Below are 21,187 nucleotides of genomic sequence, written 5' to 3'. Positions count from 1 at the left end.
AGTTTGAGATGCTTTGAAGTTCTACCATAGAGCTTTAACTAAGTGAGCATTTTAAGAACAATATCTTCTACTAAGCTCTTTTATAAAAAATAAAATAACTTTAGATATACATATATTTAGAAGTACTTATTCAGATTAAGCTAAAGTATATGTTTTATATTAGATTAAATTTAACTATAATAAAAGATCTTTAAATAAATGAACTCTCCATAGATGATATTGTTTGTCTATATGGGGAGTTTTAATTTTGCATAAAGAAAGGTGGGACTTTTTATGGAAATTACAAAGGTTACAGAAAAGGTTTATTATCTTATTAATGACAGAGAAACTGACAGACCAGTACTTGGATATATTAAAGGAGATAAATATTCTTTAATGGTGGATGCAGGAAATTCAAAAAATCATGTAAAGAAATTTAATAGTTGTATAGAAAAATTGAATTTAAGATTGCCTGATTATGTTGCAATCACTCATTGGCATTGGGACCATACTTATGGGATGCATTCAGTTACAGGAAAAACCATAGCATGTGAAATAACTAATGAACAATTAAAGGTTATGTCTAAGTGGCAATGGACAGATGATGCAATGAAAAATCGTCTCTTAACTGGAGAAGATATTGAATTTGCAGATACTAATATTCGTAAAGAATACGAAGGACTTCAAGGTATAAAAGTTGTACCTGCTGATATAGTCTTTAAAAATGACTTAGAAATGGATTTAGGAGGATTAACAGTTATTTTAAAAAATGTTATTTCACCTCATTCTCAAGATTCAGTAATAGTTTATGTACCTGAAGAAAAAGTAGTATTTATAGGAGATGCTTATGGCATGGACTACTATAATAATTGTGAATATGATCCGTCTAAATTAGAGAGTTTTATAAATGTGTTAAAGGATTTAGAGTTTGACATTTGTTTTGCAGGACACTCATCACCTATAAATAAAACTGAGATCATTGAATATTTAGATTCACAGCATAAGAAAATCTATACAGACAATAAATAGATATTTATTCTTTAATTAATTAAGCTCTGTTTATTAGTGCTGTATTCTAATATTCTTTACAATAAATATTGTGAAGAATAAATATTCTAAACCATACATATTCTGAAGAATATATATTCTAATATTCTTCAGAATATGCTTGAATAATGCGGGTTTGAAGGCTAGAGAGTTAAATAAATTGAGATTAATTAAATTTAATCTAATGCTGCTGTTAGCCAAGAAGTCATGAAAGAAAGAATCTCATCAGCTAATGCAGAAACTGCAGAAGCATCTTTCAAGTTACCTTTACTATGCCAATGTTTCGTAGCGCAATATATACCGCTGCTCATCATAACAGTAATCAATTCTAATTTTTCTTCTTCATTCTTTGGACAAGTTCTAGTATTGTTGAGCATATTTTGCACTATATCCTGTAACTTAAGCTGAACTCTCATATCAATTAACATATTGGCAGATTTATATAATCTTATATAGCTAGTGCCCACAGTCTTATGATAATCACACATAATAAAAATTAAATCACGCAAAGTTTTCTCATTTAACTTTGCATCAGGGCTAATTCTGCTGGATACAATTGTCATGAATTCATCTGATATAAAAGAATCTAGTAAATCGTATTTATCTTTAAAATGAGCATAAAAGGTTGCTCGGTTTACGTTAGCTCTTTCTGAAATATCCTTCACGGTTATATTTTCAAATGGGCTTTTATTGGCTAATGAAAGAAATGCATCTTGGATGAGTTTACGAGATTTAGTTATGCGTTTATCATTTATTTGAGATTTGTGTATCATACCTGCTCCTTTCTAAATATATATTCTATAAAAATATTAATTTATGGAAGTTTGCCTTAAACTATTAGACAATTCAAATTAGACAGCCTTATAACGAATGAATTATATTATTTAGAATTTATATATTGTGGATATTTCAATTAAGCTCCTAAATTATAATTTTAATTGAACACTTGGTTTATTGCATAGATAACACAATCATAAATTATATTATTCATTTCGGCGAGCTATACGCATAAGTATAGATTATATTTGGTTTATTATTGCAATATAAGTATTTTTTAATAAATTCTTGTTATTAATATTTTTTCTTAATAACCGACATTTCATGATTTCTGTTGGTTGAATAGCTAATTTTAGTACATTATAATAATAGCATGCATAAATCGCTACAACAACACGTGTTTAATAATTTGACGATTGAGCTGCTATTTACAATCATGTATACGAGGAGAAAGTAAAATGAGTGAATTAAAACATAGAATTGTTGAAACAAATGGTATAAAAATGCATATAGCGGAACAAGGAAAAGGGCCTCTTGTATTATTACTTCATGGCTTCCCTGAAATATGGTACTCATGGAGGAGTCAGATACCTGTTTTGGCTGAAGCAGGTTACCACGTAGTAGCGCCAGATTTAAGAGGATATGGAGATACAGAAAAACTAGAAAATATTGATCAATACACTCTGCTTCATTTAGTTGGAGATATAGTTGGATTGTTAGAGGCATTAAATGAAGAAACAGCAGTAATAGTAGGGAATGATTGGGGAGCAACAATTGCATGGAATGCAGCATTATTAAGACCAGATAAATTCAAGGGCGTTATAGCTTTAACAGTTCCAATGATGCCTCAACCACCAATTCCGCCAACAACTGTTTTCCCACAAAATAGTGAGGAGTTATTTTATACTCTATATTTTCAAACACCAGGTGTGGCAGAAAAAGAATTCGAGAAAGATGCACGGTTTGCAGTTCATAACTTGCTGTATTCAGCTTCTGGAGATGCAGGACCACGTAAAGGCAATGATGGAACTCCAAATCCATTTAGTATGGTATCAAGAGAAAACGGATTACTTTCATCATTACCAATACCTAAAATGACATCTTGGCTTAAAGAAAAAGATTTAGAGGTTTATGCAGAAGCATTTGATAAAACAGGCTTTAGTGGAGGACTAAATTATTACCGTAATTTAGATAAAAATAGAGAATTATTAAGCTGTTTCAATGGATTAAAAGTAACAATTCCTGCATTATTTATAGTAGGTACTCGTGATGTTGGCTTAAGTATTCCAGGAATGGATCAAATAATTTCTGAAATGAAGAGTATTGTTCCAAACATTCATCAAACTATATTTCTTGAAGATTGCGGACACTGGGCTCAACAAGAAAAACCAGAAGAGGTTAGTACGGCAATAATTTCATTTCTTAAAAGTTTATAATATATTATAGAAATTAAAATAAAAACTTTTGGGCTTTGAAGTCATCACTTCAGCGTCCAACATAAAACACATGAAAATGATATGCTCACTTTATAGGAGATAGTTAAAATAATAAAACTGTTTCTATAAAGGGGGCATTTTATTTTTGGAGTTTCAATTATCCAATTATATCAACATAACAAAAATGTAATATTAATGAAATATAGTTAAATTGATGAAGTAGTTATAATCATATAGAATAGTTAACATAGAACCAAGTTAAGTATATCGATTATAGATATATATTCAAAGCAAAAGTTATATTTATATATATGCTGCAATTCACAATGCACAATTACAGCTAAAATTCTTTTAATATTTTTAGAATTATGCTGAAGAATTATTTTTGCAATATATCATGTTTAAACTGAAATTAAATACATGTTTATTCCAGCGGACGTATGAAATTTTTATTTGATGAGTCCTAAGTGAAGGATTGGATACGAAGCAAAGATTTAAGAAAAAAGGGAGAATTATAGATGAAAAATATATTGAATGTAGAAAAAATTGAGAAATATTATGGAAATAAAGGGAATTTAACAAAGGCAATAGATAATATAAGCTTTAAGGTAGATGAGGGGGAGTTTGTTGGAATAATGGGGCCTTCAGGAAGTGGTAAAACTACACTTCTTAATTGTATATCAACTATTGATAGTGTTACTGCAGGAAAGATATTGATAAATGGTAGTGACATTACAAGGTTAAAATCAAAAGAATTAGATAAGTTTAGGCAAAATGAGTTAGGATTTATATTTCAGGACTTTAACTTATTAGATACACTTACAGCTTATGAGAATATTGCTTTAGCCTTAACAATAAAGGGAGAGGACACCTATAAAATAGATAAAGAAATACAAGCGGTAGCAGAGCATTTAGAAATAGGACAAGTGCTTAATAAGTATCCTTATGAGATGTCTGGTGGGCAAAAGCAAAGAGTTGCTTCAGCAAGAGCAATTGTGACTAATCCCTCTTTAGTTCTTGCTGATGAACCAACAGGGGCACTAGACTCTAAATCAGCTAGGCTGCTACTTGAAAGGTTTGAAAACTTAAATGATAATTTGAAAACTACAATACTTATGGTTACTCACGATTCTTTTACAGCAAGTTATGCTCATAGAATACTCTTTATTAAGGATGGAAGAATTTTTAATGAACTCATAAGAGGTAAGGACACAAGAAAGGAATTTTTTAATAAAATCATAGAAGTTATATCCATTCTTGGAGGTGATGATAATGATGTATTTTAAGCTGGCCTTTGGCAATATAAAAAAGAGTTATAAGGATTATACTATATACTTCTTAACATTAATATTAGCTGTCTGTATATTTTATAGCTTTAATTCTATAGATTCACAAAAGGCACTTTTTGATATAAAATCTTCAAATGCTAATTACATAGAAAAACTAACAGTTACTATGTCTTATTTTTCAATGTTTGTATCAGTAATACTAGGAAGCTTAATATTGTATGCTAATAATTTTCTAATAAAAAAACGTAAAAAAGAGTTAGGTATATATATGACTTTAGGAATGGGAAAAAGAAAAATATCTAAGATTTTAGTAACAGAAACTTCTATGGTGGGCGCTATATCTTTAGTTGCAGGCATTATATTAGGAATAGCAGCGTCACAAGTCTTATCTACTCTTATCTTAAAGCTGTTCGATGTTTCTATGAATGAATATAGATTTACAGTCTCTATAAATGCTATTGGAAAGACTATATTATATTTTGGAATAATGTTTTTACTTGTAATGATTTTTAATGTATTTGTTGTTTCTAAGTACAAAATAATAGACTTACTTGCGGCAGATAGAAAAAATGAAAAAATGAAATTTAAAAATCCATATATATATTTGGCAGCATTTGTATTAAGTATAATATCTCTTGTAGCTGTATATAAATTTTTTTTTAAGATAGGGATAGATACATGGAATCCAATGTTTAAGCCAGCACTAGTCATTAGTGTAATGAGCACAGCTTTATTCTTTTTTAGTTTATCTGGAGTTATATTATATTTTGTAAATAAAAATAAGAAAGTATATTTTAAGGGATTGAATATATTCGTTATAAAGCAGGTAAATAGCAAGTTTAATACACATTTTCTATCCATGTCAGTAATATGTTTAATGCTGTTTACTACAATACTTGTATTATCTACAGGAATAGGTCTTAAGAAAAATTATGAAGCAGGCCTTGAAAAAATAACACCTTTTGATGCTAGTTTAGTCATATATCCTCATGGTGAAAATATTCCTTTAGATGAAGTGTTTAATAAAATTGATTTCAAATTGAGTGAAAATGAAAAATATATAACTTATGATGAATATACTTCATCAGTAGAACTTAAAGATTTATTTAAAACTGAAGATGAGGCTTTTAAAAGCTATACAGCAAGCTTTGTAAAAATATCTGATTACAATAAAATATTAAAACTAAAAGGTGAAAAAGAAGCTAATTTAAATAGTGATGAGGTTTTAATCTTATCAAATTATAACAAATTAGCTGATCCAATTAATGAAAAATTAAAGCATAGCAATAAAGTTAATATTAAAGGAAAAGAGTATCTAGCGAAAAATCACAAGGCTTTACAAGAAAATCTTGAAACTTCTATAATGGCAGAAAATTATTGCGTTATAGTAATAAATGATGAGTTTTTGCCAGATAGTAAAGTTTATAAATCAGTGCTTGATGTAATGTATACTGATGAAAATAGAGAAAAAAACAATGAAAAATACGAAGAGATTTATAATAATTCTTTGATTGGTGGAAAGTACGACAGTTTAAATCTCCCACATATAAGGGCTTATTCAAAGGATAGAATTTATTCTAGGGAAAAGGGAGCTTCAACTTCTGAGTTATTTCTTGGATTATATTTAGGTATGATATTTTTAATATCAAGTATGGCTGTATTAGCACTTCAGCAATTATCAGAAGCTAGTGACAGTATAGAAAGATATAAAGCTTTAAAAAGAATTGGTGCAAATAAGAAAATGATAAATAAAACTATATTTCTTCAAACCTTAATATATTTCAGTCTTCCAGTAATTCTTGCGTTAATTCATTCAATTATTGGTGTTTTAGTAGTTAACAAAGAGATAAATGATTTTAATCAAATTGATATTAGATTTTCAGCGTTAATGACAGCTGTAATATTTATTGTAGTATATGCAGGATATTTCTATACAACGTATACAGGGTATAAAAATATTATAAGAAATAATATATAAGGACTAATATAGATAGCCGAAACCATAAATAGTTTAATTATGCAAAGGCGTTGAAGTATTTACGATTTGTAGTAAAGATATGAACCTAAAGTGTTGCAAATTTATAAATATGTTTATTTAGTGAGATGTATAGATATTTATTATATATATGGCATATGTAAGCGCTTAATATATTACTTTCCATAATGGCGAGTTAAAGAAAAAGTGAAGGCTTTATTATGATATTGAGTAAAATTGTGGAAAAGTATAGCATTTAGTTTTATAATATTTATTAAGGTTATTAAGTTTTGGATTTCAAAATTTGATAACCTTATATTTCTAGTAGGGGGATATGATGAGGAAAATTATTATTATTGAAGATGATGAAGTTATAAGGGAGGAATTGCAAAGTTTTTTACAGAGATATGGATATGAAGTGAAGGCCCCTTTAGATATGGATAACATAATAAATTATATTGAAAGTGAGAACGCTGAACTTATATTGCTAGATATTAATTTGCCTATGTATGATGGATATTATATATGTAGGGAAATACGCAAGACTTCAGAGGTTCCAATTATAATAGTTACAAGTAGGGATAGTGAAGTAGATGAACTGATGAGCATGAATTTAGGGGCAGATGACTTTATTACAAAACCTTATAATACAGAAATACTACTTGCAAGAATAACTAATATTTTAAAAAGGACTTATGGAAACATAAAGACTAGTAGTATATTAAGCTACAGAGATTTTAATTTGAATCTTTCAAATGCAACGATTATTTATAAAGATAACTCTCTAGAGTTAACTAAAAATGAAGTTAAAATACTATCATTTTTGATAAATAATAAAGGAAATATAGTAAAAAGAGATTCTCTTATGGAGTACCTTTGGAAAGCAGATTTTTTTGTAGACGATAGCACTTTAAATGTTAATATAAATAGATTAAGAAAGAAGCTTGAAGAAATAGGAATAGAAAATCCAATAGAAACAAGAAGAGGAATGGGGTATATTATGCCATGACTATAAGTGAATTTCTTAAAGATAAAGCTATTGTAATACTGTGCAATAGTCTCATGTTTATTATATTGTCAATAATAATGCTTGTTATAAATGTTAACTTAATTATAGTTATATTTGTTTTTTGTATATGGTTTTTCCCTTTAGGATCTTATATAGCTTTAGAATATATAAAGCATAAAAAGTATTTTAAAGGGATTGAAAGTTTATTAGAGAATTTGGACAAGAAATATTTACTTCCAGAGATGCTAAAGGAAGCAGAATCTGTACAAGGAGAAAAGTTTAACTCTATACTTAAGGAATTAAGCAGAGATATGTATGAGCATGTAAAATATTATAAGGATCTGCAGGAGGATTATAGAGAATATCTAGAAGCCTGGGTCCATGAAATTAAAACACCTATAGCTTCTTCAAAGCTTATTATTGAGAATAATCAAAATGAAGTAACTAATAAAATAGACTTTCAGATAGACAAAATTGAAAGATTTGTGGAACAGGTACTTTACTACTCTAGAAGTAATAATGCTTATAAAGATTATATAATAAAACAAATTAGTCTAGGTGATATAGTAAAAAATGTAGTAAAAAGAAACTATAGAGATTTCATTCATAAGAAAATAAGAATCAATATAAATGACATTGAAGAAAATGTATATAGCGATGGGAAATGGGCTGAATTTATCATTAATCAGATAATAGTAAATTCAATAAAATATTCAAGCAATAGAGATCCTCAAATTAATATATCATCAATGAAAAAAGTAAATTCAGTAATGTTATTTATAGAAGATAATGGAGTAGGGATAATAGAGAAAGATATAGATAGAGTCTTTGAAAAAGGCTTCACTGGTGAGAATGGAAGAAGATTTAGCAAAAGTACGGGCATGGGTTTGTATTTATGTGAAAAGCTCTGCTTAAAGCTGGGCTTAAAAATTTCAATTGTTTCTGAGGTTAACAAAGGAACTAAAGTTACATTAATATTTCCATTATCAGGTATGGAAACCTTTGGTGATGATTGAGGGGAAGTTAATGATAGTCTTTTTAGAAAGACAAAACATAACACAAAAAGTCGGGAATAACCGTTTGAAAAGAGATAAGATATATGTACAGACAGGGGGATAATTATGAAATGGATTGAAGGAATAGGTGAAGCTATCAGCTATATTGAGGAGAATATTACAGAAGAGATTACAATAAAAAATATTGCAGAAAAAACATTTATGTCTCCATTCTATTTCCAGAAAGGCTTTGCAATGCTTTGTGGGTTTACGGTTGGAGAGTATATCAGACAACGCAGGCTTACTCTTGCCGGCAGTGACCTCGTTTCTACTGATGAAAAAATCATTGATATTGCATTAAAATATGGCTATGCATCACCAGATAGTTTCACAAAAGCTTTTACTCGATTTCATGGTGTCACACCTACTGCTGTTAGAAAAGATGGGGGGATGATTAAGTCATTTGCTCCGCTGAAAATCAAGTTTTTATTGGAAGGCGGTTATATTATGGATTACAAGATTGTTGAAAAAGATTCGTTTACTGTCATGGGTGTATCAAAGGTGTTTAAGTATGGGAATGCATTTGCAGAAATTCCACCGTTTTGGACAGAGCATTATGAAGCTGGAAAGGGAAAGTTTGTGTGTGGAATGTATGGAATATCCATAGATGAGAACATGGGATCAGATGAGTTTGAATATTTGATTGCAGATGATTATAATCCATCCATGGAAATACCTAATGGTTTTGTTACAAAGATTATTCCTAAACACACGTGGGCCGTTTTTGCTTGTAAGGGTGCAATGCCAAAATCTCTGCAAGATATGAACAGAAAAATCTTCTCAGAATGGTTGCCTAATTGCAAGGATTATGAAATTGCAGCAGGTTATAATATTGAAATGTACACTGATATAGCTGATTATCCTAAGGGGAATCAAGATGAGAATTATTACAGCGAAATCTGGATTCCTGTTAAGAAAAAATAGTAATGTAAAAGAGTATGATTTGAAGCACATCAGATTCCAAGTTTGTAAGTTTGATGCAGAATAGTTTTAAATCTAGTTCTGTCATATTTTCATAAGCTATAAATAACTAAAAATAAATAGAAAATTAAAAAATCGTATTATTTAAAAATTGATATGCTCCATTTAAGGTGGACAGATAAAAAGATAAAATCTGTCCACCTTAAATGGAGCAGTTCAAATAATTGAATTTGCGATTTTTTTATATGCAAAACTAAAATTCCATGAAATAAGAAATGTAAATAACAGCGAATATAAAAGCACCTATAATAGAGAATTGAGCAAAGAATTTTTGGTTATTAGTTAATTTGGAATTTAAAAATATATATTTATAATTGATTGCTCCAAGAAATGGAAATATGAAGATAAAATATCTGCTCTTATTGTAATCTGTTATTAAATCAAGTGAAATAATAAATACATTCAAAAGTACTATAAAAATTACTTTAATATTTGACATAGCTCTTCTTCTAAATACTTTTTTACAAAATTATATCATAAACTCAAACAAAAAAATTTATAATAAAGAAATATTTACAATATATGTTATAATAAATTAATAATGTTTAATTTTAAGCGATGGGGTGTATCACTTGAGTAAGTTTTATGGATTTTCAATTCTTAGCATATTACTATTTATAATTGGAACATGGATGTTATTAAAAGATTTATATACATCATATACTCATGGTAGAAATATTGTAAAAATAAATAAAGGAATAGGATTGGCTATTCTTTGGGTGGTATTATTAATAGTTTGGTGTCTATTATCATGGAAAGATGCAGAACTTTATGTTAGATATGAAAATGATAATATTATTGAGAGTGTTTTTACTAATATATTTTGGATAGAATTTTCAATCTCTAATATAATAAAAGCATTAAAAAGTTCAGGAATAAGAGAAAATGGAATATATATATCAGGGGATTTTTATAAGTGGCCTAAGGTCAAGAGTTATAATTGGATAGAAACAAATATAATTGAATTCAAAGTTAAAACTTTTTTTAAAAGTAATTCAAGTCTTGAACTTACAATAAATGAAGAAGTTAAGGCAGACGTAGAAGAAGTGATTCAAAGAAATATTACTTTATAGTATTACTAGGTTAATAAAAACAAAATATACATTAGATTTAGATGTCGCATTAGTTGAATGGAAGAATGAGGCATTTTTTTATATTTGATGTGTAGATTTGATGTAGCAATTGATATAAAATATGTTTTTTAAAAATTGAATAACACGATATTACCAATAATATTATAATTGATTCTATATAGGAAAGTATTGTTAAATTAAAATTATTTGCTGCTTGTTTAAAAGGGGGTGTGTGAAAATATGAGGATTAAGTTTATTTTCTTAACAATATTAACTTTTATCTTATTTATTTCTATTTTTTTTATCGTTCATAGAAATGAAAATAAAGATAAGAAAATTGTTGAATTTAATAATCAGCAATATTCAGCGATAAGAAACTTTCAAGTGAATCAAAGTTATTTTGATAGTAATAGCAGGCTTAAAAGTGAGCATTCTACTAATATAGCAAATATTAATGGTAGTAAGGTCTACTCGATTAGTGGACTTGATGTAAAGGATTGGATATATTATGACTATGCTAATTGTGATGTGAGTTTCTATCTTTCAAAAAATATTTATACCAATCTTGATTATAGGTATTTCAATTTTTTAAACAAATTTCAGTTAACAAAATATAACTATACTATAGAAGATGGTCTACAAAAAGTAATAGATAGAACCATTGAAAATGAAGAGATAGTCTCTTACGCTTATAAAACTGCTTCTTCAGATGGAAATTCTGACATGGGGGTAACAAGCGATAAAGTAACAACCTATTCTCTGTTGTTAACACCAAAGGAGTTCCCAGCTCTACAGTATATTATTAATTATTATGAATGTGAAAATGGATATTTTATCGGTTCAAATACTAATGGCTTATGTACTAAAGTTGATGACTCAATCCATGAAATGATTAGTAGATTAAAATAAATGTATATGGAAACTGTAATATTAATTATCATTATAACTTGGAATTTACATTGCTTCTAATTGTTTGTTTTTCACGCAGTAAATAAACAGGTGCTTTTTGAAAATCAATGATGCACTATATAAAATTATATTAATAAAGGAATAAGGATAATGAATAAGAATTATGCGCTAAAATTAACTATTATATCTTTTTTTATATGTGTAGTTATTTTGGTTATAACAGGCTGTAGTAATCATAAGTTAGATGCTCGTGAAGCAGAACAAAATGTGAAGACTTTCTTATATAACAAATATGGACAAGACTTTACTGTGAATGTAATCGAATATAATAAAGCAGATTATGTTGGAGTTACATTACCTACATATTTTAAGCTTGAAGCCATAAGTAATGGGGAAAAATATAATGTTTTTTATGAAAATAATATAAAATATTATTCGTGGACAAAAGAGTCAGAAGATATAAAGTATCCCAATTCAAATGAAAAAGTTGAAGAAAATATTGAAGGTAGAGATTGGAACAAAGAGATATCAGATTATTACGCAAAGCGTATTGGTGAATATTGTAGTTATGGTTATTTAAAGGAATTACATTTTGTAAGAAATAGAACTCCATCAAAAGTTGGAATGACTGCAGAAGAATATCTAGACGAACTTTTTGATTATTCTGCACCATCAATATATATAGACTATGCAATATTTGTGGATAATACAGACAGTGTTCGTGCGAATAATAATGTTTTAAAGAAAATAGATGATGGTATTCGTAGAAAACCAGGTGATTCTAGTCAGTCAAAAAATTTATATCCACATGACACATTTTTTCAGGAACATTTCCTTATTGTATCTAAGAAAGACAAAGAAGAATATATAAAAAAAGTTGAGGAACACAATAAATTGGATGCAGATTATTATGGTAACAAAATGTCAGATGAATATGCAGAAAAAGTAAAGCCCCTAGATGACTGGTTTAAAAAAGCAGAACAAGATTCTTGTATTGTTGAACATAATAATATAGGACCAAATCCAAATGAGGTAGTACAAAATTGGAGAAAAAAATAATTTGAAGTAATAACAGGCTTGGAGGTTTGATTTAGTGAATGTAGAATATGTTTCTTGAAGATTGAATAGTGTGATATTTATAAATATATTATAATTTACAAGGTCATAAATTGTGGATTTAAAAGATTAGCAAATAAGAATTTAATGGAGGATAATCAAATGCTTGATTTTTTATTGGCGGCTTTACCTTGGGTGGTTATGGGAATTGCAATTGCCTTTGCAGTAGTAAGCTTTAGCAGAAAAAAGGACAAATTGAACATTGGAGGACAGAAAGGCCTAGATAAAGAAAATTCCAAGAGTACGGTAGATGAGGATGATTATATGTCTGTTGGAATGTGTTTGGGAATTTGTTTTGGAAGTGTATTCAGTTTATTAGGACTTGTGTCACTTTCATATGGAATCAGTTTTGGTATGCTAATTGGCATGGTTGCAGGGATATATATTAAGAAAAAATAAATATATCTATAAAATATCTCATTGTTTAAAAACGAATTTGAGGTATTTTTTTGTTGTACAAGTTACGCAATTCTAAAATAGGGTGAGTGGGACAGGGAGATATGAAATGAGATTGATATTGGAAGAATTTACAGAATTATATGCAAAAGAAATTTGTAATTGGAAATATGATGGAGAATATTCTAGTACTAATTTGTATCCAAGCAAAATAATTGCTTTAGAGGTGCGATCTTTCAACGAGCGGGCAGTTAAATGCTATAAAAGAGCAGGATTTATAGTAAAGGAAATATATAAAAAAGATACTCCTATTGGGTACGGTGAATTTATAAGAATGGAATTTATCTGTTGACTAATTGGTGATTTGTTAGATAAATTGCAATTTAGGCTGGGAGGGAAAGTAAGCTAGATGTATTTACTATCTATCATTTTTTATCTGATTTTAAAACTGAATAGTTCATAATTTACAAAACATGCTACAATTAAATAAAAGATAAATCATAATTTGAAAGGAATTAAGATAATGGATTTTAAAGAAATTATGAAACAAAATAGAGGATATTGCTCAAAGCACACAGATATGCCAGCAGAATTACAACTAAAAGCGAAAGAATTATGCTGGGAATATAATCAGACTGGACCATCAGAAAAAGAAAAGAGAAGTAATATTTTAAAAGAACTGCTTGGAACTTGCCATCCGCTAACATTTATTGAGCCGTTATTTCGTTGCGATTATGGTTTTAATATACATACCCATGGGCTTGCTGTGATTAACTATAATTGTGTAATATTAGATACATCGCCAGTTTACATTGGTGCAAATGCATTTATAGCTCCTGGAGTTTGTTTGGCTTGCTCGGGACATGCTGTATTTCCAACACAAAGGGCAGAAGGGATTGGAACCTCAAAACCTATTACAATAGAAGATGACGTATGGATTGGTGCTAATGCAACTGTATGTGGTGGAGTTACTATAGGAAAAGGTAGCGTTATTGGTGCAGGAAGCGTAGTAAATAAAGATATTCCAGCAGGGGTAATTGCAGTAGGAAATCCTTGCAGAGTATTACGGAAGATTACAGAAGAAGACATAATTAACTTGTCAGTTGAGCAAGGCAATTTCTAATTTGTAGAGTTTATTATATTTTTTTGTAATAATAAAACAAATGTGCAGGCAGAAGTTTAAATAATGTAATTTGAAAAGTTAATAGTGCGATATTTACAAGTATGTTATAATTTATAAAACAAATTGTAATTTAGACTTGGGGGAAAGAAAATGTTTATAGTAAATTTAACTTATGTTAAACCACTAGAAGAGGTTGAAAAGCATTTGAAAGATCACATTACATTCTTAAATAAATACTATGCTAGTAACAACTTTATCTGCTCAGGGAGAAAAAATCCTAGAGATGGTGGAATAATTTTATGCAGCGCAAAAAATAAAGAAGAGGTAAATGAAATTATTAGTGAAGATCCATTTCATAAAAATGGAGTTGCTAATTATGATGTAATAGAATTCCAACCAACAAAGTATTCTGAAGGTTTTAAGGAATTTGTTGAGTAAAGTTTGCTTTATAGATTAATATAACTCTTAATAAATGAATAAGAATTTTAAATATCACATTATTCAAAATAATAAATGGGTAATGTGATATTTACTATTTATGTTAGAATTAATTACAATATAAATTAGTTAAAAACTAGATATTTTCTATTTTTACTTGAGGAGATGGAAAATGATGATTATTGGCTTTATTATGTCAGCTATTTTTGGATTACTTGGAATGATATTTATGATTTTTAAAAAATATTCATTTTAATCCAGAAAAAGCATTTGATAAATATAAAAAATAATAATTTCATTGGGAGATGAGTACGTGATTAACTTGATATTAATGATCCCATTAGGACTAATTTCTATATTTTTAGGATGGCGTATTTGGAAAAAAGAGCAGATAACATTGATTCATGATTATCATCATGCAAGGGTTGCTGAAAGTGATAAGAAACCTTATACTGAGGAAGTTGGAAAAGGATGCATTATCATGGGAACTGGAATTATACTGACAGGCATTATTAATTTAATAGGAAGCACAAAATATGGATGGATATGTTTTGTAATATTTGCTGTATTGGGATTTAGGATGATGTTTAGAGCACAAAAGAAATATAATGGAGGATTGTTCTAATTTTAGGGCATCTCGCTATTATAAATTAAAAAAATAGAATAAAGTTAGGGAGAATATATGATTATTATTTTATCAATTATAGTATCTTTTTTATGTGGTTCAATTCCTACAGGATACTTAATTATCAAAAAGTTGCATGGAATTGATATAAGGACCAAAGGTAGTGGGAATATAGGATCTACAAATGTTAATAGAGTAGCAGGACGTAAAATATCTATTATTACGCAAATAGTGGATATTTCAAAAGGTATAATTCCTGTAGCTTTAGGAATTTGTTTAGCAAAGATTTTTGAACTACAAATGTCAATGGATACTTATCTTTCGATTATTGCTATAGCGGTAATTTTGGGACACGATTTTACTCCATTCCTAGGATTTAATGGTGGGAAGGGAGTTAATACAACTATTGGTGCATTCTTTGTAATTGTACCAATTCCAACATTGGTTGGAGTTGCAGTTCATTTTATATTGCGTTTATTTACAAGTATAGTTTCTATAAGGTCAATTGCAATAGGGGTAACAATACCTTTAATGTGTATAATTATGAAAACGCCTGTTTCAATAATAGTAAGTAGTTTAATAGCATGTGTTTTAATGATATATAAACATAAAGATAATTTAATAAGACTTTTAAATAATGAAGAAAAATAATCTTAAATTATCATTAATTAATTAGAGAATGGATTTACCACTATTTACAATACTGTTATAATTTGTTTATGTAGCAAGTTAGTTTGTATTAAATATTAATTGAGTAGTGGGAGGGGTTATGAATATTTCTATTGTTGAAAATGGAATAAAGGAAATTGAGCTAATGAAACCATTATGGGAACAACTTAATTCTATTCACTATAATAAATCTGTGCACTTTAAGGAGAAATATGACAGATTTACTTTTGACAAAAGAATAGAATCTATTTGCAAAAAGGCTAAAAACGGTGTTGTTAAGTTTGATATGCTTCTAGACAATGAAACGGGAAATTATGTAGGATATTGTTTAAGCTCAATTGAAAATAATTTGGGAGAAATAGAATCTATATTTGTTGAGAAAAAGTATCGAAAGCTTAAGCTAGGGGACAAGCTTATGAAAAATGCTTTAAGTTGGTTTGAATCTAACTCCATAACAGATATTGAAATTAATGTGGTATATGCAAATGATGAAGCGTTACCTTTCTACAGTAACTATGGTTTTAAAATTGGAAATTACATTTTGAAAAGGACGTGATTCTAAAAACTTACAGTCTTGTATTTATAAAAGTACAATTGGATTGTAAATTTATATATCACATTGCGTAAAATTAGGAATATGATATTTTATATAAAATTTCAGAATATGTACTAGTATTAGTAGCACTATAAATAATTAAATTTGAACTCAATCAATAGCAGGTTAGTAGAAAAATATTTTATTAAGATCGATAAAAGGTTTAGTTTATTATTAATTTGAGAGAAGTTTAGAGGGAGATATATGGATATTGAGAGCAAAGAAATAAGAAAAAGTGCAAGATATAGTTTGAAAGGTAATTGGAAGATTGGAATATTAAGTACGCTAGTGTACAGTGGCGCAGGTATTATAGGAGGCTTATTTCAAGATTCTAGTGTTATATGGAATTTGATATTAGAAATTATATTTGGTGCATTATTTACATTTGGATATTTTAGTATAATATTAAACATAGTTAGAGGAGAACAAGTTAATTTTTCAGATATATTTACTGGCACAAAGAAATTCTTTAAAGCATTAGGAATTACGCTAACAGTAAATATTCTTACACTATTATGGTCACTATTATTAATAATCCCAGGTATAATAGCAGCTGCAAAATATTCTATGACATACTATATATGGGCTGAACATCCTAATATAAGCATTCAAGAAGCAATTGATAGAAGTATTAAAATGACAGATGGACACATTTCAGAAATATTTTGGTTATATATAAGTTTTATAGGATGGAGCTTATTAGTAATAGCTCCGGCAGTAGCTATAAAATATTGGCATCCCGAATATTTTGATGTATTTATGTCTTTGGGAATGATTTTTGTAAATGTGTATGTTAATGTATCTTTTGGATATTTATACACCAAGTTGCTTCAAGAAGGGCAGAGATATTAATTTTAAATTGCTCTAGTTTTTTATTATTAATGCCTAGGTAAATAAGATATAAGAAAAACGACAGTACTTTTGCAGATACTGCCGTTTTTATTTATATTTTATTTTAATGATTTATGAGATTAGAATATGGTTTTCAATTTTGCTATCATTTTTTAACTTTTGGAAAGATAGTCATGTACAACCTTAGGTGTTCCAAGAGTTAAATCTGTGAGGATATGAGATGCTGATACAATCTCTAATACAGGTAAATCAGCAAGAGGAGCTAGTGCATGGCTAAATAATTGTAGACGTGCACTTCCAGTCCAAGCACCGTGAATAGTTATATCAGTATTTTCTGCACATATTAGTTCACAAATTCTTGGCTTACCATCATAACCTTGGATGATTTTTAGCATAAAATTGGGTCTGGCAATTTGATTATAAGCTTCTTTAAGATCTAGAGGCTCGTGCTTATATCCCATTGTTGCAGTAGCTACTGGTAATGTACCATACTTAAGTGTTCCAACTAGAGTGTCTGAATCAACAAATAGCTTTGGATAGCCAAGCTTTTTTGGATAAGCGCTACTTTCTCTTCCAACAGCAATAGCAGGTTCATTATCTAGATACATCATATGCAAGTAGTCACCCTTAACCCCATTATATTTTACTGGAATGGCTTGACCACATTCTGTATATGAGCCTAGTCCGGTTGTATCAGGCATGGCCATCATCTCAAATCTAACATATGCTCCATCTAATTCAAGTGGCTCTGGTACTATTTTTCGAAGAGCATCTAAATCAGTTCGATAAATAATGTTTAGATATTCTCTATTGTGAAATCTATATGGTCCTCTAGGAAACGCTGGAGCAGCAAGTGGAGTTGTAATTTGTTTAGATACTTCACTTTCTAACATAAAATAATCAACCTCTTTTCTCAGATTGTAATACATAATATTTTTAAAGTTATATATTTAAAATAGAATGATTCAGATATCCATAATCTTTAAGTTATCTGGAATAATTAAATCTGCATCTGTTAAAAATTTTATTTCATCAATAGTTGTATCTTTATGAATTTCTTTTAAAAGTAAGCCGTCATTTGTTACATCAATTACACAAAGTTCTGTAACAATTAAATCCACTTGAGCCTTAGCAGTAAGTGGGAGAGCACATTTTTTAACGATTTTAGGTTTACCTTTTCCTGTATGTTGCATTGCCACTATTATTTTTTTTGCGCCTATTGCCAAATCCATGGCGCCTCCCATACCTGGGACAATTTTATTTGGAACAATCCAGTTAGCTAAATTACCTTCTTCATCAACTTCTAGAGCACCAAGAACAGCAACATCAACATGTCCTCCTCTTATTAGTGCGAAAGACGTTGAACTATCAAAAAATGCACCTTGAGGTAATAATGTTACATATTCCCCACCAGCATTTATTATATCTGGGTCATTTTCACCTGATGAGGCCATTTGTGCCATACCAACCATGCCATTTTCTGATTCAAAAGTAATGTTCATTTCTTTTGGCACATAATTAGCTACTAAAGTTGGAAGTCCTATTCCAAGGTTTACGAGTTGGCCTTTTTTTAGTTCTTTTGCAACTCTTTTGGCAATTATCTCTTTTGCTAAAGTTTTATCTAGAATCAATTAAGCCACCTCCTTAACGATATAATCTACTAATACGCCAGGAGTCATTATGGTATCTCTTTTTAAATCTTCACATTTCACTAAATTTTCTGCTTCAACTATAACTGTTTTTGCCGCCATTGCCATATATGGATTGAAATTTTTAGTAGCAGCTCTATAGAAGGTATTTCCAAATTCATCTACAACGCTACCTTTTATTAATGAAACATCAGCAGATAAAGGAAGTTCTAATAGATATTCTTTGCCGTCGATAGTAATTTTTTTCTTACCTTCTTCAACGATAGTACCAAGCCCTGTTGGAGTTAATACACCTCCGAGTCCAGATCCAGCTGCACGAATTCTTTCAATAAGTGTCCCTTGTGGGGAAAGCTCGACTTTAAGCTCGCCAGAGCTCATTTTTTTTCCAGTTTCAGGATTAGTTCCAATATGTGAAGCAATTACTTTAGAAACTTGACCATTTACAATAAGTTTTCCTATTCCTTTATTAGGAAAAGCTGTATCATTGCTTATAATAGTCAGATTTTTTATATTTAAATCAACTAGCATATCTATAATATTTTCAGGAGTTCCACAATCTAAAAAACCCCCAATCATAATTGTCATGTCATCTTTGAAAATGCGCTTTAAATCTGTTGATTTTACTAATTTATTCATTTTAATATCTCCCTTCTAAATAATTTTTAATATTTTGTGGGAACATTGCATATTAAAGTTATGTGAATAAATGTATAAATTTAGCAAGAAGTTAGCCGGCAAGTACACATCTTCTTTGTCTTGTAAAATTTCTTGCAGAGGTTATGCCTTCACCAGTAGATCCAGCAATAGTGAAAGTTGTAAATCCTTCTGCTTCATAACCAACACCAGCAAAAGATTTAGCATTCTTTACAAAAATAGTAGTATCAATTTCTCTTTCAAATCTATTTAGGTTGTCTATATTTTTAGAATAAATATAGGCACTATGTTTTCTATTTTGTTCTGCTATCTTTGCATATTTAATAGCTTCATCTATATCTTTAACTCTTACAATTGGTAATATTGGCATCATGAGTTCCGTCATGACAAATGGATGATTTGCATTTACTTCGCAGATTATGCATTTAACATTTGAAGGAGACTCAACATCTATCTCATCTAAGAATAATTTTGCATCTTTTCCTACCCATTTTTTATTTATAGAGTATTCTTGAGTTTCATTATTTTTTTGTAATACTAAATCTATTAATTTTGATACTTGATCTTCATTTATAATTACAGCATTATTTTTTAGCATGTTAGATATTAAATCATCTGCAACATTCTCAAAAACAAATACTTCTTTTTCTGCAATACAAGGTAAATTATTATCAAAAGAACAGCCTTCAATGATGCTCCTACCAGCCTTTTCTATATCAGCAGTATCATCTACAATAACTGGTGGATTTCCAGCGCCAGCACCTATAGCTTTCTTACCAGAATTTAAGAGGGTTTTTACCATTCCTGGACCTCCAGTTCCGCAAAGTAGTTTTATTGAAGGGTGCTTAATAATTGCATCTAGAGATTCCATAGTTGGATTTTTTATAGTTGTTACTAGATTTTCAGGACCGCCACATGAAATAATTGCTTTATTTATCATTTCGACAGCAAAAGCAACACATTTTTTAGCGCCTGGATGCCCGTTAAATACTACAGCATTTCCAGCAGCTATCATGCCTATGCTATTACATATTACAGTTTCAGTTGGATTCGTAGAAGGAGTTATTGCACCTATAACGCCATATGGAGACATTTCTACGACTGTGAGTCCGTTATCTCCTGACCAGGCAGTAGTAGTTAAATCTTCTGTGCCAGGAGTATATTTAGCTACCAATTCATGTTTTAATATTTTATCCTCACATCTTCCCATATGTGTTTCTTCTAGAATCATTGTAGCCAAGACCTCTTTATTTTGTAATGCGGCCTTTCTTATCTCAGTTATGATTTTTTCTCTTTGCTCTTTTGTATAATGAAGGGATAATATCTTTTGTGCGTGTACAGCGCTGCTTATAGCATTTTCAACATTTTCGAATACTCCGAAACATGAAGAATTATCCTTGTAGTTCTTTAAATTAATGTTTTCAACATTTGTTTTTAATTTTAAATCTTTTGTTACAGATACTAGTGTGTCTTTGATCATGACTAATCCTCCTTATGATTTAAAAATTAATAAACATTAAAAATTTTATATGAAAATTAA

At 29.2% G+C, this 21,187-nt stretch carries 23 protein-coding genes; 18 read left to right on the top strand and 5 right to left on the bottom strand.

All coding sequences use genetic code 11. The features are described from left to right. Positions 1-273 precede the first annotated feature (273 nt). Positions 274-1,008 carry an MBL fold metallo-hydrolase gene (locus F3K33_RS19695; RefSeq protein ID WP_039768943.1) on the top strand — a complete coding sequence of 245 codons (735 nt, stop codon included), beginning with the start codon at positions 274-276 and terminating at the stop codon, positions 1,006-1,008. Between the two features lie 194 nt (positions 1,009-1,202). On the opposite strand, the gene F3K33_RS19690 is transcribed toward F3K33_RS19695, so the two are convergent. Next, a complete protein-coding gene (locus tag F3K33_RS19690; protein WP_023975669.1) occupies positions 1,203-1,799 on the bottom strand; it encodes a TetR/AcrR family transcriptional regulator in 597 nt (198 codons plus the stop codon). Positions 1,800-2,261: 462 nt separating this feature from the next. On the opposite strand from F3K33_RS19690, the gene F3K33_RS19685 reads away from it, so the two are divergent. From F3K33_RS19685 to F3K33_RS19605, 17 genes are all read left to right on the top strand, one after another. After that, complete coding sequence (locus F3K33_RS19685) at positions 2,262-3,239, top strand: alpha/beta fold hydrolase (protein ID WP_039768945.1); 978 nt, start codon at positions 2,262-2,264, stop codon at positions 3,237-3,239. Between the two features lie 518 nt (positions 3,240-3,757). Then, a complete protein-coding gene (locus tag F3K33_RS19680) occupies positions 3,758-4,525 on the top strand; it encodes an ABC transporter ATP-binding protein (RefSeq protein ID WP_039768948.1) in 768 nt (255 codons plus the stop codon). Then, a complete protein-coding gene (locus tag F3K33_RS19675; RefSeq protein ID WP_039769000.1) occupies positions 4,515-6,506 on the top strand; it encodes an FtsX-like permease family protein in 1,992 nt (663 codons plus the stop codon). The genes F3K33_RS19680 and F3K33_RS19675 overlap by 11 nt, the downstream gene beginning before the upstream one ends. 334 nt (positions 6,507-6,840) lie before the next feature. Beyond that, positions 6,841-7,512 carry a response regulator transcription factor gene (locus F3K33_RS19670; RefSeq protein WP_039768950.1) on the top strand — a complete coding sequence of 224 codons (672 nt, stop codon included), beginning with the start codon at positions 6,841-6,843 and terminating at the stop codon, positions 7,510-7,512. Continuing rightward, a complete protein-coding gene (locus F3K33_RS19665; protein ID WP_039768953.1) occupies positions 7,509-8,528 on the top strand; it encodes a sensor histidine kinase in 1,020 nt (339 codons plus the stop codon). Before F3K33_RS19670 ends, F3K33_RS19665 begins: the two co-directional genes overlap by 4 nt. A 105-nt stretch (positions 8,529-8,633) precedes the next feature. After that, positions 8,634-9,491, top strand: coding sequence for an AraC family transcriptional regulator (locus F3K33_RS19660; protein WP_039768955.1), 858 nt, complete (start codon positions 8,634-8,636; stop codon positions 9,489-9,491). Positions 9,492-10,120: 629 nt separating this feature from the next. Beyond that, positions 10,121-10,621 (top strand): DUF5673 domain-containing protein, encoded by a 501-nt coding sequence (locus F3K33_RS19655; RefSeq protein ID WP_039768960.1) that lies wholly within the window; start codon positions 10,121-10,123, stop codon positions 10,619-10,621. Between the two features lie 240 nt (positions 10,622-10,861). Next, positions 10,862-11,530, top strand: a complete 669-nt coding sequence (locus tag F3K33_RS19650) for a hypothetical protein (protein WP_039768962.1) — start codon at positions 10,862-10,864, stop codon at positions 11,528-11,530. A 150-nt stretch (positions 11,531-11,680) separates the two neighbouring features. Continuing rightward, positions 11,681-12,589: a hypothetical protein gene (locus F3K33_RS19645; RefSeq protein WP_039768964.1), complete on the top strand. Its 909-nt coding sequence runs from the start codon at positions 11,681-11,683 to the stop codon at positions 12,587-12,589. A 159-nt stretch (positions 12,590-12,748) separates the two neighbouring features. Next, a complete protein-coding gene (locus F3K33_RS19640; protein WP_039768966.1) occupies positions 12,749-13,045 on the top strand; it encodes a glycine zipper domain-containing protein in 297 nt (98 codons plus the stop codon). A gap of 106 nt (positions 13,046-13,151) precedes the next feature. Beyond that, positions 13,152-13,394: an N-acetyltransferase gene (locus F3K33_RS19635; protein WP_039768968.1), complete on the top strand. Its 243-nt coding sequence runs from the start codon at positions 13,152-13,154 to the stop codon at positions 13,392-13,394. Between the two features lie 171 nt (positions 13,395-13,565). After that, positions 13,566-14,165 (top strand): sugar O-acetyltransferase, encoded by a 600-nt coding sequence (locus F3K33_RS19630; protein ID WP_039768970.1) that lies wholly within the window; start codon positions 13,566-13,568, stop codon positions 14,163-14,165. 150 nt (positions 14,166-14,315) lie between these two features. Then, a complete protein-coding gene (locus F3K33_RS19625; protein WP_023975655.1) occupies positions 14,316-14,603 on the top strand; it encodes a YciI family protein in 288 nt (95 codons plus the stop codon). A gap of 313 nt (positions 14,604-14,916) precedes the next feature. Next, positions 14,917-15,228, top strand: coding sequence for a DUF3784 domain-containing protein (locus F3K33_RS19620; RefSeq protein ID WP_023975654.1), 312 nt, complete (start codon positions 14,917-14,919; stop codon positions 15,226-15,228). 57 nt (positions 15,229-15,285) lie between these two features. Continuing rightward, complete coding sequence (gene plsY, locus F3K33_RS19615) at positions 15,286-15,879, top strand: glycerol-3-phosphate 1-O-acyltransferase PlsY (protein WP_039768972.1); 594 nt, start codon at positions 15,286-15,288, stop codon at positions 15,877-15,879. A gap of 118 nt (positions 15,880-15,997) precedes the next feature. Continuing rightward, on the top strand, positions 15,998-16,453 hold the full coding sequence (locus F3K33_RS19610; RefSeq protein WP_023975652.1) for a GNAT family N-acetyltransferase: 456 nt from the start codon (positions 15,998-16,000) through the stop codon (positions 16,451-16,453). Between the two features lie 243 nt (positions 16,454-16,696). Then, complete coding sequence (locus F3K33_RS19605) at positions 16,697-17,344, top strand: DUF975 family protein (RefSeq protein WP_039768975.1); 648 nt, start codon at positions 16,697-16,699, stop codon at positions 17,342-17,344. A 152-nt stretch (positions 17,345-17,496) separates the two neighbouring features. Here the strand turns inward: F3K33_RS19605 and adc are convergent, their stop codons facing one another. From adc to F3K33_RS19585, 4 genes are all read right to left on the bottom strand, one after another. After that, positions 17,497-18,237, bottom strand: coding sequence for an acetoacetate decarboxylase (adc, locus tag F3K33_RS19600; RefSeq protein ID WP_039768977.1), 741 nt, complete (start codon positions 18,235-18,237; stop codon positions 17,497-17,499). A 72-nt stretch (positions 18,238-18,309) separates the two neighbouring features. Continuing rightward, a complete protein-coding gene (locus F3K33_RS19595) occupies positions 18,310-18,975 on the bottom strand; it encodes a 3-oxoacid CoA-transferase subunit B (protein ID WP_023975649.1) in 666 nt (221 codons plus the stop codon). Continuing rightward, positions 18,976-19,629: a butyrate--acetoacetate CoA-transferase subunit A gene (gene ctfA / locus F3K33_RS19590; RefSeq protein ID WP_023975648.1), complete on the bottom strand. Its 654-nt coding sequence runs from the start codon at positions 19,627-19,629 to the stop codon at positions 18,976-18,978. 91 nt (positions 19,630-19,720) lie between these two features. Continuing rightward, complete coding sequence (locus F3K33_RS19585; RefSeq protein ID WP_023975647.1) at positions 19,721-21,127, bottom strand: aldehyde dehydrogenase family protein; 1,407 nt, start codon at positions 21,125-21,127, stop codon at positions 19,721-19,723. Between the last annotated feature and the right edge of the window lie 60 nt (positions 21,128-21,187).

The organism is Clostridium beijerinckii, from assembly GCF_008705175.1.
GTDB classification, from domain to species: Bacteria; Bacillota; Clostridia; order Clostridiales; family Clostridiaceae; genus Clostridium; species Clostridium beijerinckii.
Note: the sequence above shows the minus strand (reverse complement) of the source record. Positions and strands in the feature narration are given on the sequence as shown.

Excerpts from the sequence above, each read along its gene's own strand:
- F3K33_RS19695 (WP_039768943.1), top strand. The coding sequence starts at position 274 with ATGGAAATTACAAAGGTTACAGAAAAGGTTTATTATCTTATTAATGAC.
- F3K33_RS19690 (WP_023975669.1), bottom strand. The coding sequence starts at position 1,799 with ATGATACACAAATCTCAAATAAATGATAAACGCATAACTAAATCTCGT.
- F3K33_RS19685 (WP_039768945.1), top strand. The coding sequence starts at position 2,262 with ATGAGTGAATTAAAACATAGAATTGTTGAAACAAATGGTATAAAAATG.
- F3K33_RS19680 (WP_039768948.1), top strand. The coding sequence starts at position 3,758 with ATGAAAAATATATTGAATGTAGAAAAAATTGAGAAATATTATGGAAAT.
- F3K33_RS19675 (WP_039769000.1), top strand. The coding sequence starts at position 4,515 with ATGTATTTTAAGCTGGCCTTTGGCAATATAAAAAAGAGTTATAAGGAT.
- F3K33_RS19670 (WP_039768950.1), top strand. The coding sequence starts at position 6,841 with ATGAGGAAAATTATTATTATTGAAGATGATGAAGTTATAAGGGAGGAA.
- F3K33_RS19665 (WP_039768953.1), top strand. The coding sequence starts at position 7,509 with ATGACTATAAGTGAATTTCTTAAAGATAAAGCTATTGTAATACTGTGC.
- F3K33_RS19660 (WP_039768955.1), top strand. The coding sequence starts at position 8,634 with ATGAAATGGATTGAAGGAATAGGTGAAGCTATCAGCTATATTGAGGAG.
- F3K33_RS19650 (WP_039768962.1), top strand. The coding sequence starts at position 10,862 with ATGAGGATTAAGTTTATTTTCTTAACAATATTAACTTTTATCTTATTT.
- F3K33_RS19645 (WP_039768964.1), top strand. The coding sequence starts at position 11,681 with ATGAATAAGAATTATGCGCTAAAATTAACTATTATATCTTTTTTTATA.
- F3K33_RS19640 (WP_039768966.1), top strand. The coding sequence starts at position 12,749 with ATGCTTGATTTTTTATTGGCGGCTTTACCTTGGGTGGTTATGGGAATT.
- F3K33_RS19635 (WP_039768968.1), top strand. The coding sequence starts at position 13,152 with ATGAGATTGATATTGGAAGAATTTACAGAATTATATGCAAAAGAAATT.
- F3K33_RS19630 (WP_039768970.1), top strand. The coding sequence starts at position 13,566 with ATGGATTTTAAAGAAATTATGAAACAAAATAGAGGATATTGCTCAAAG.
- F3K33_RS19625 (WP_023975655.1), top strand. The coding sequence starts at position 14,316 with ATGTTTATAGTAAATTTAACTTATGTTAAACCACTAGAAGAGGTTGAA.
- plsY (WP_039768972.1), top strand. The coding sequence starts at position 15,286 with ATGATTATTATTTTATCAATTATAGTATCTTTTTTATGTGGTTCAATT.
- F3K33_RS19610 (WP_023975652.1), top strand. The coding sequence starts at position 15,998 with ATGAATATTTCTATTGTTGAAAATGGAATAAAGGAAATTGAGCTAATG.
- F3K33_RS19605 (WP_039768975.1), top strand. The coding sequence starts at position 16,697 with ATGGATATTGAGAGCAAAGAAATAAGAAAAAGTGCAAGATATAGTTTG.
- adc (WP_039768977.1), bottom strand. The coding sequence starts at position 18,237 with ATGTTAGAAAGTGAAGTATCTAAACAAATTACAACTCCACTTGCTGCT.
- ctfA (WP_023975648.1), bottom strand. The coding sequence starts at position 19,629 with ATGAATAAATTAGTAAAATCAACAGATTTAAAGCGCATTTTCAAAGAT.
- F3K33_RS19585 (WP_023975647.1), bottom strand. The coding sequence starts at position 21,127 with ATGATCAAAGACACACTAGTATCTGTAACAAAAGATTTAAAATTAAAA.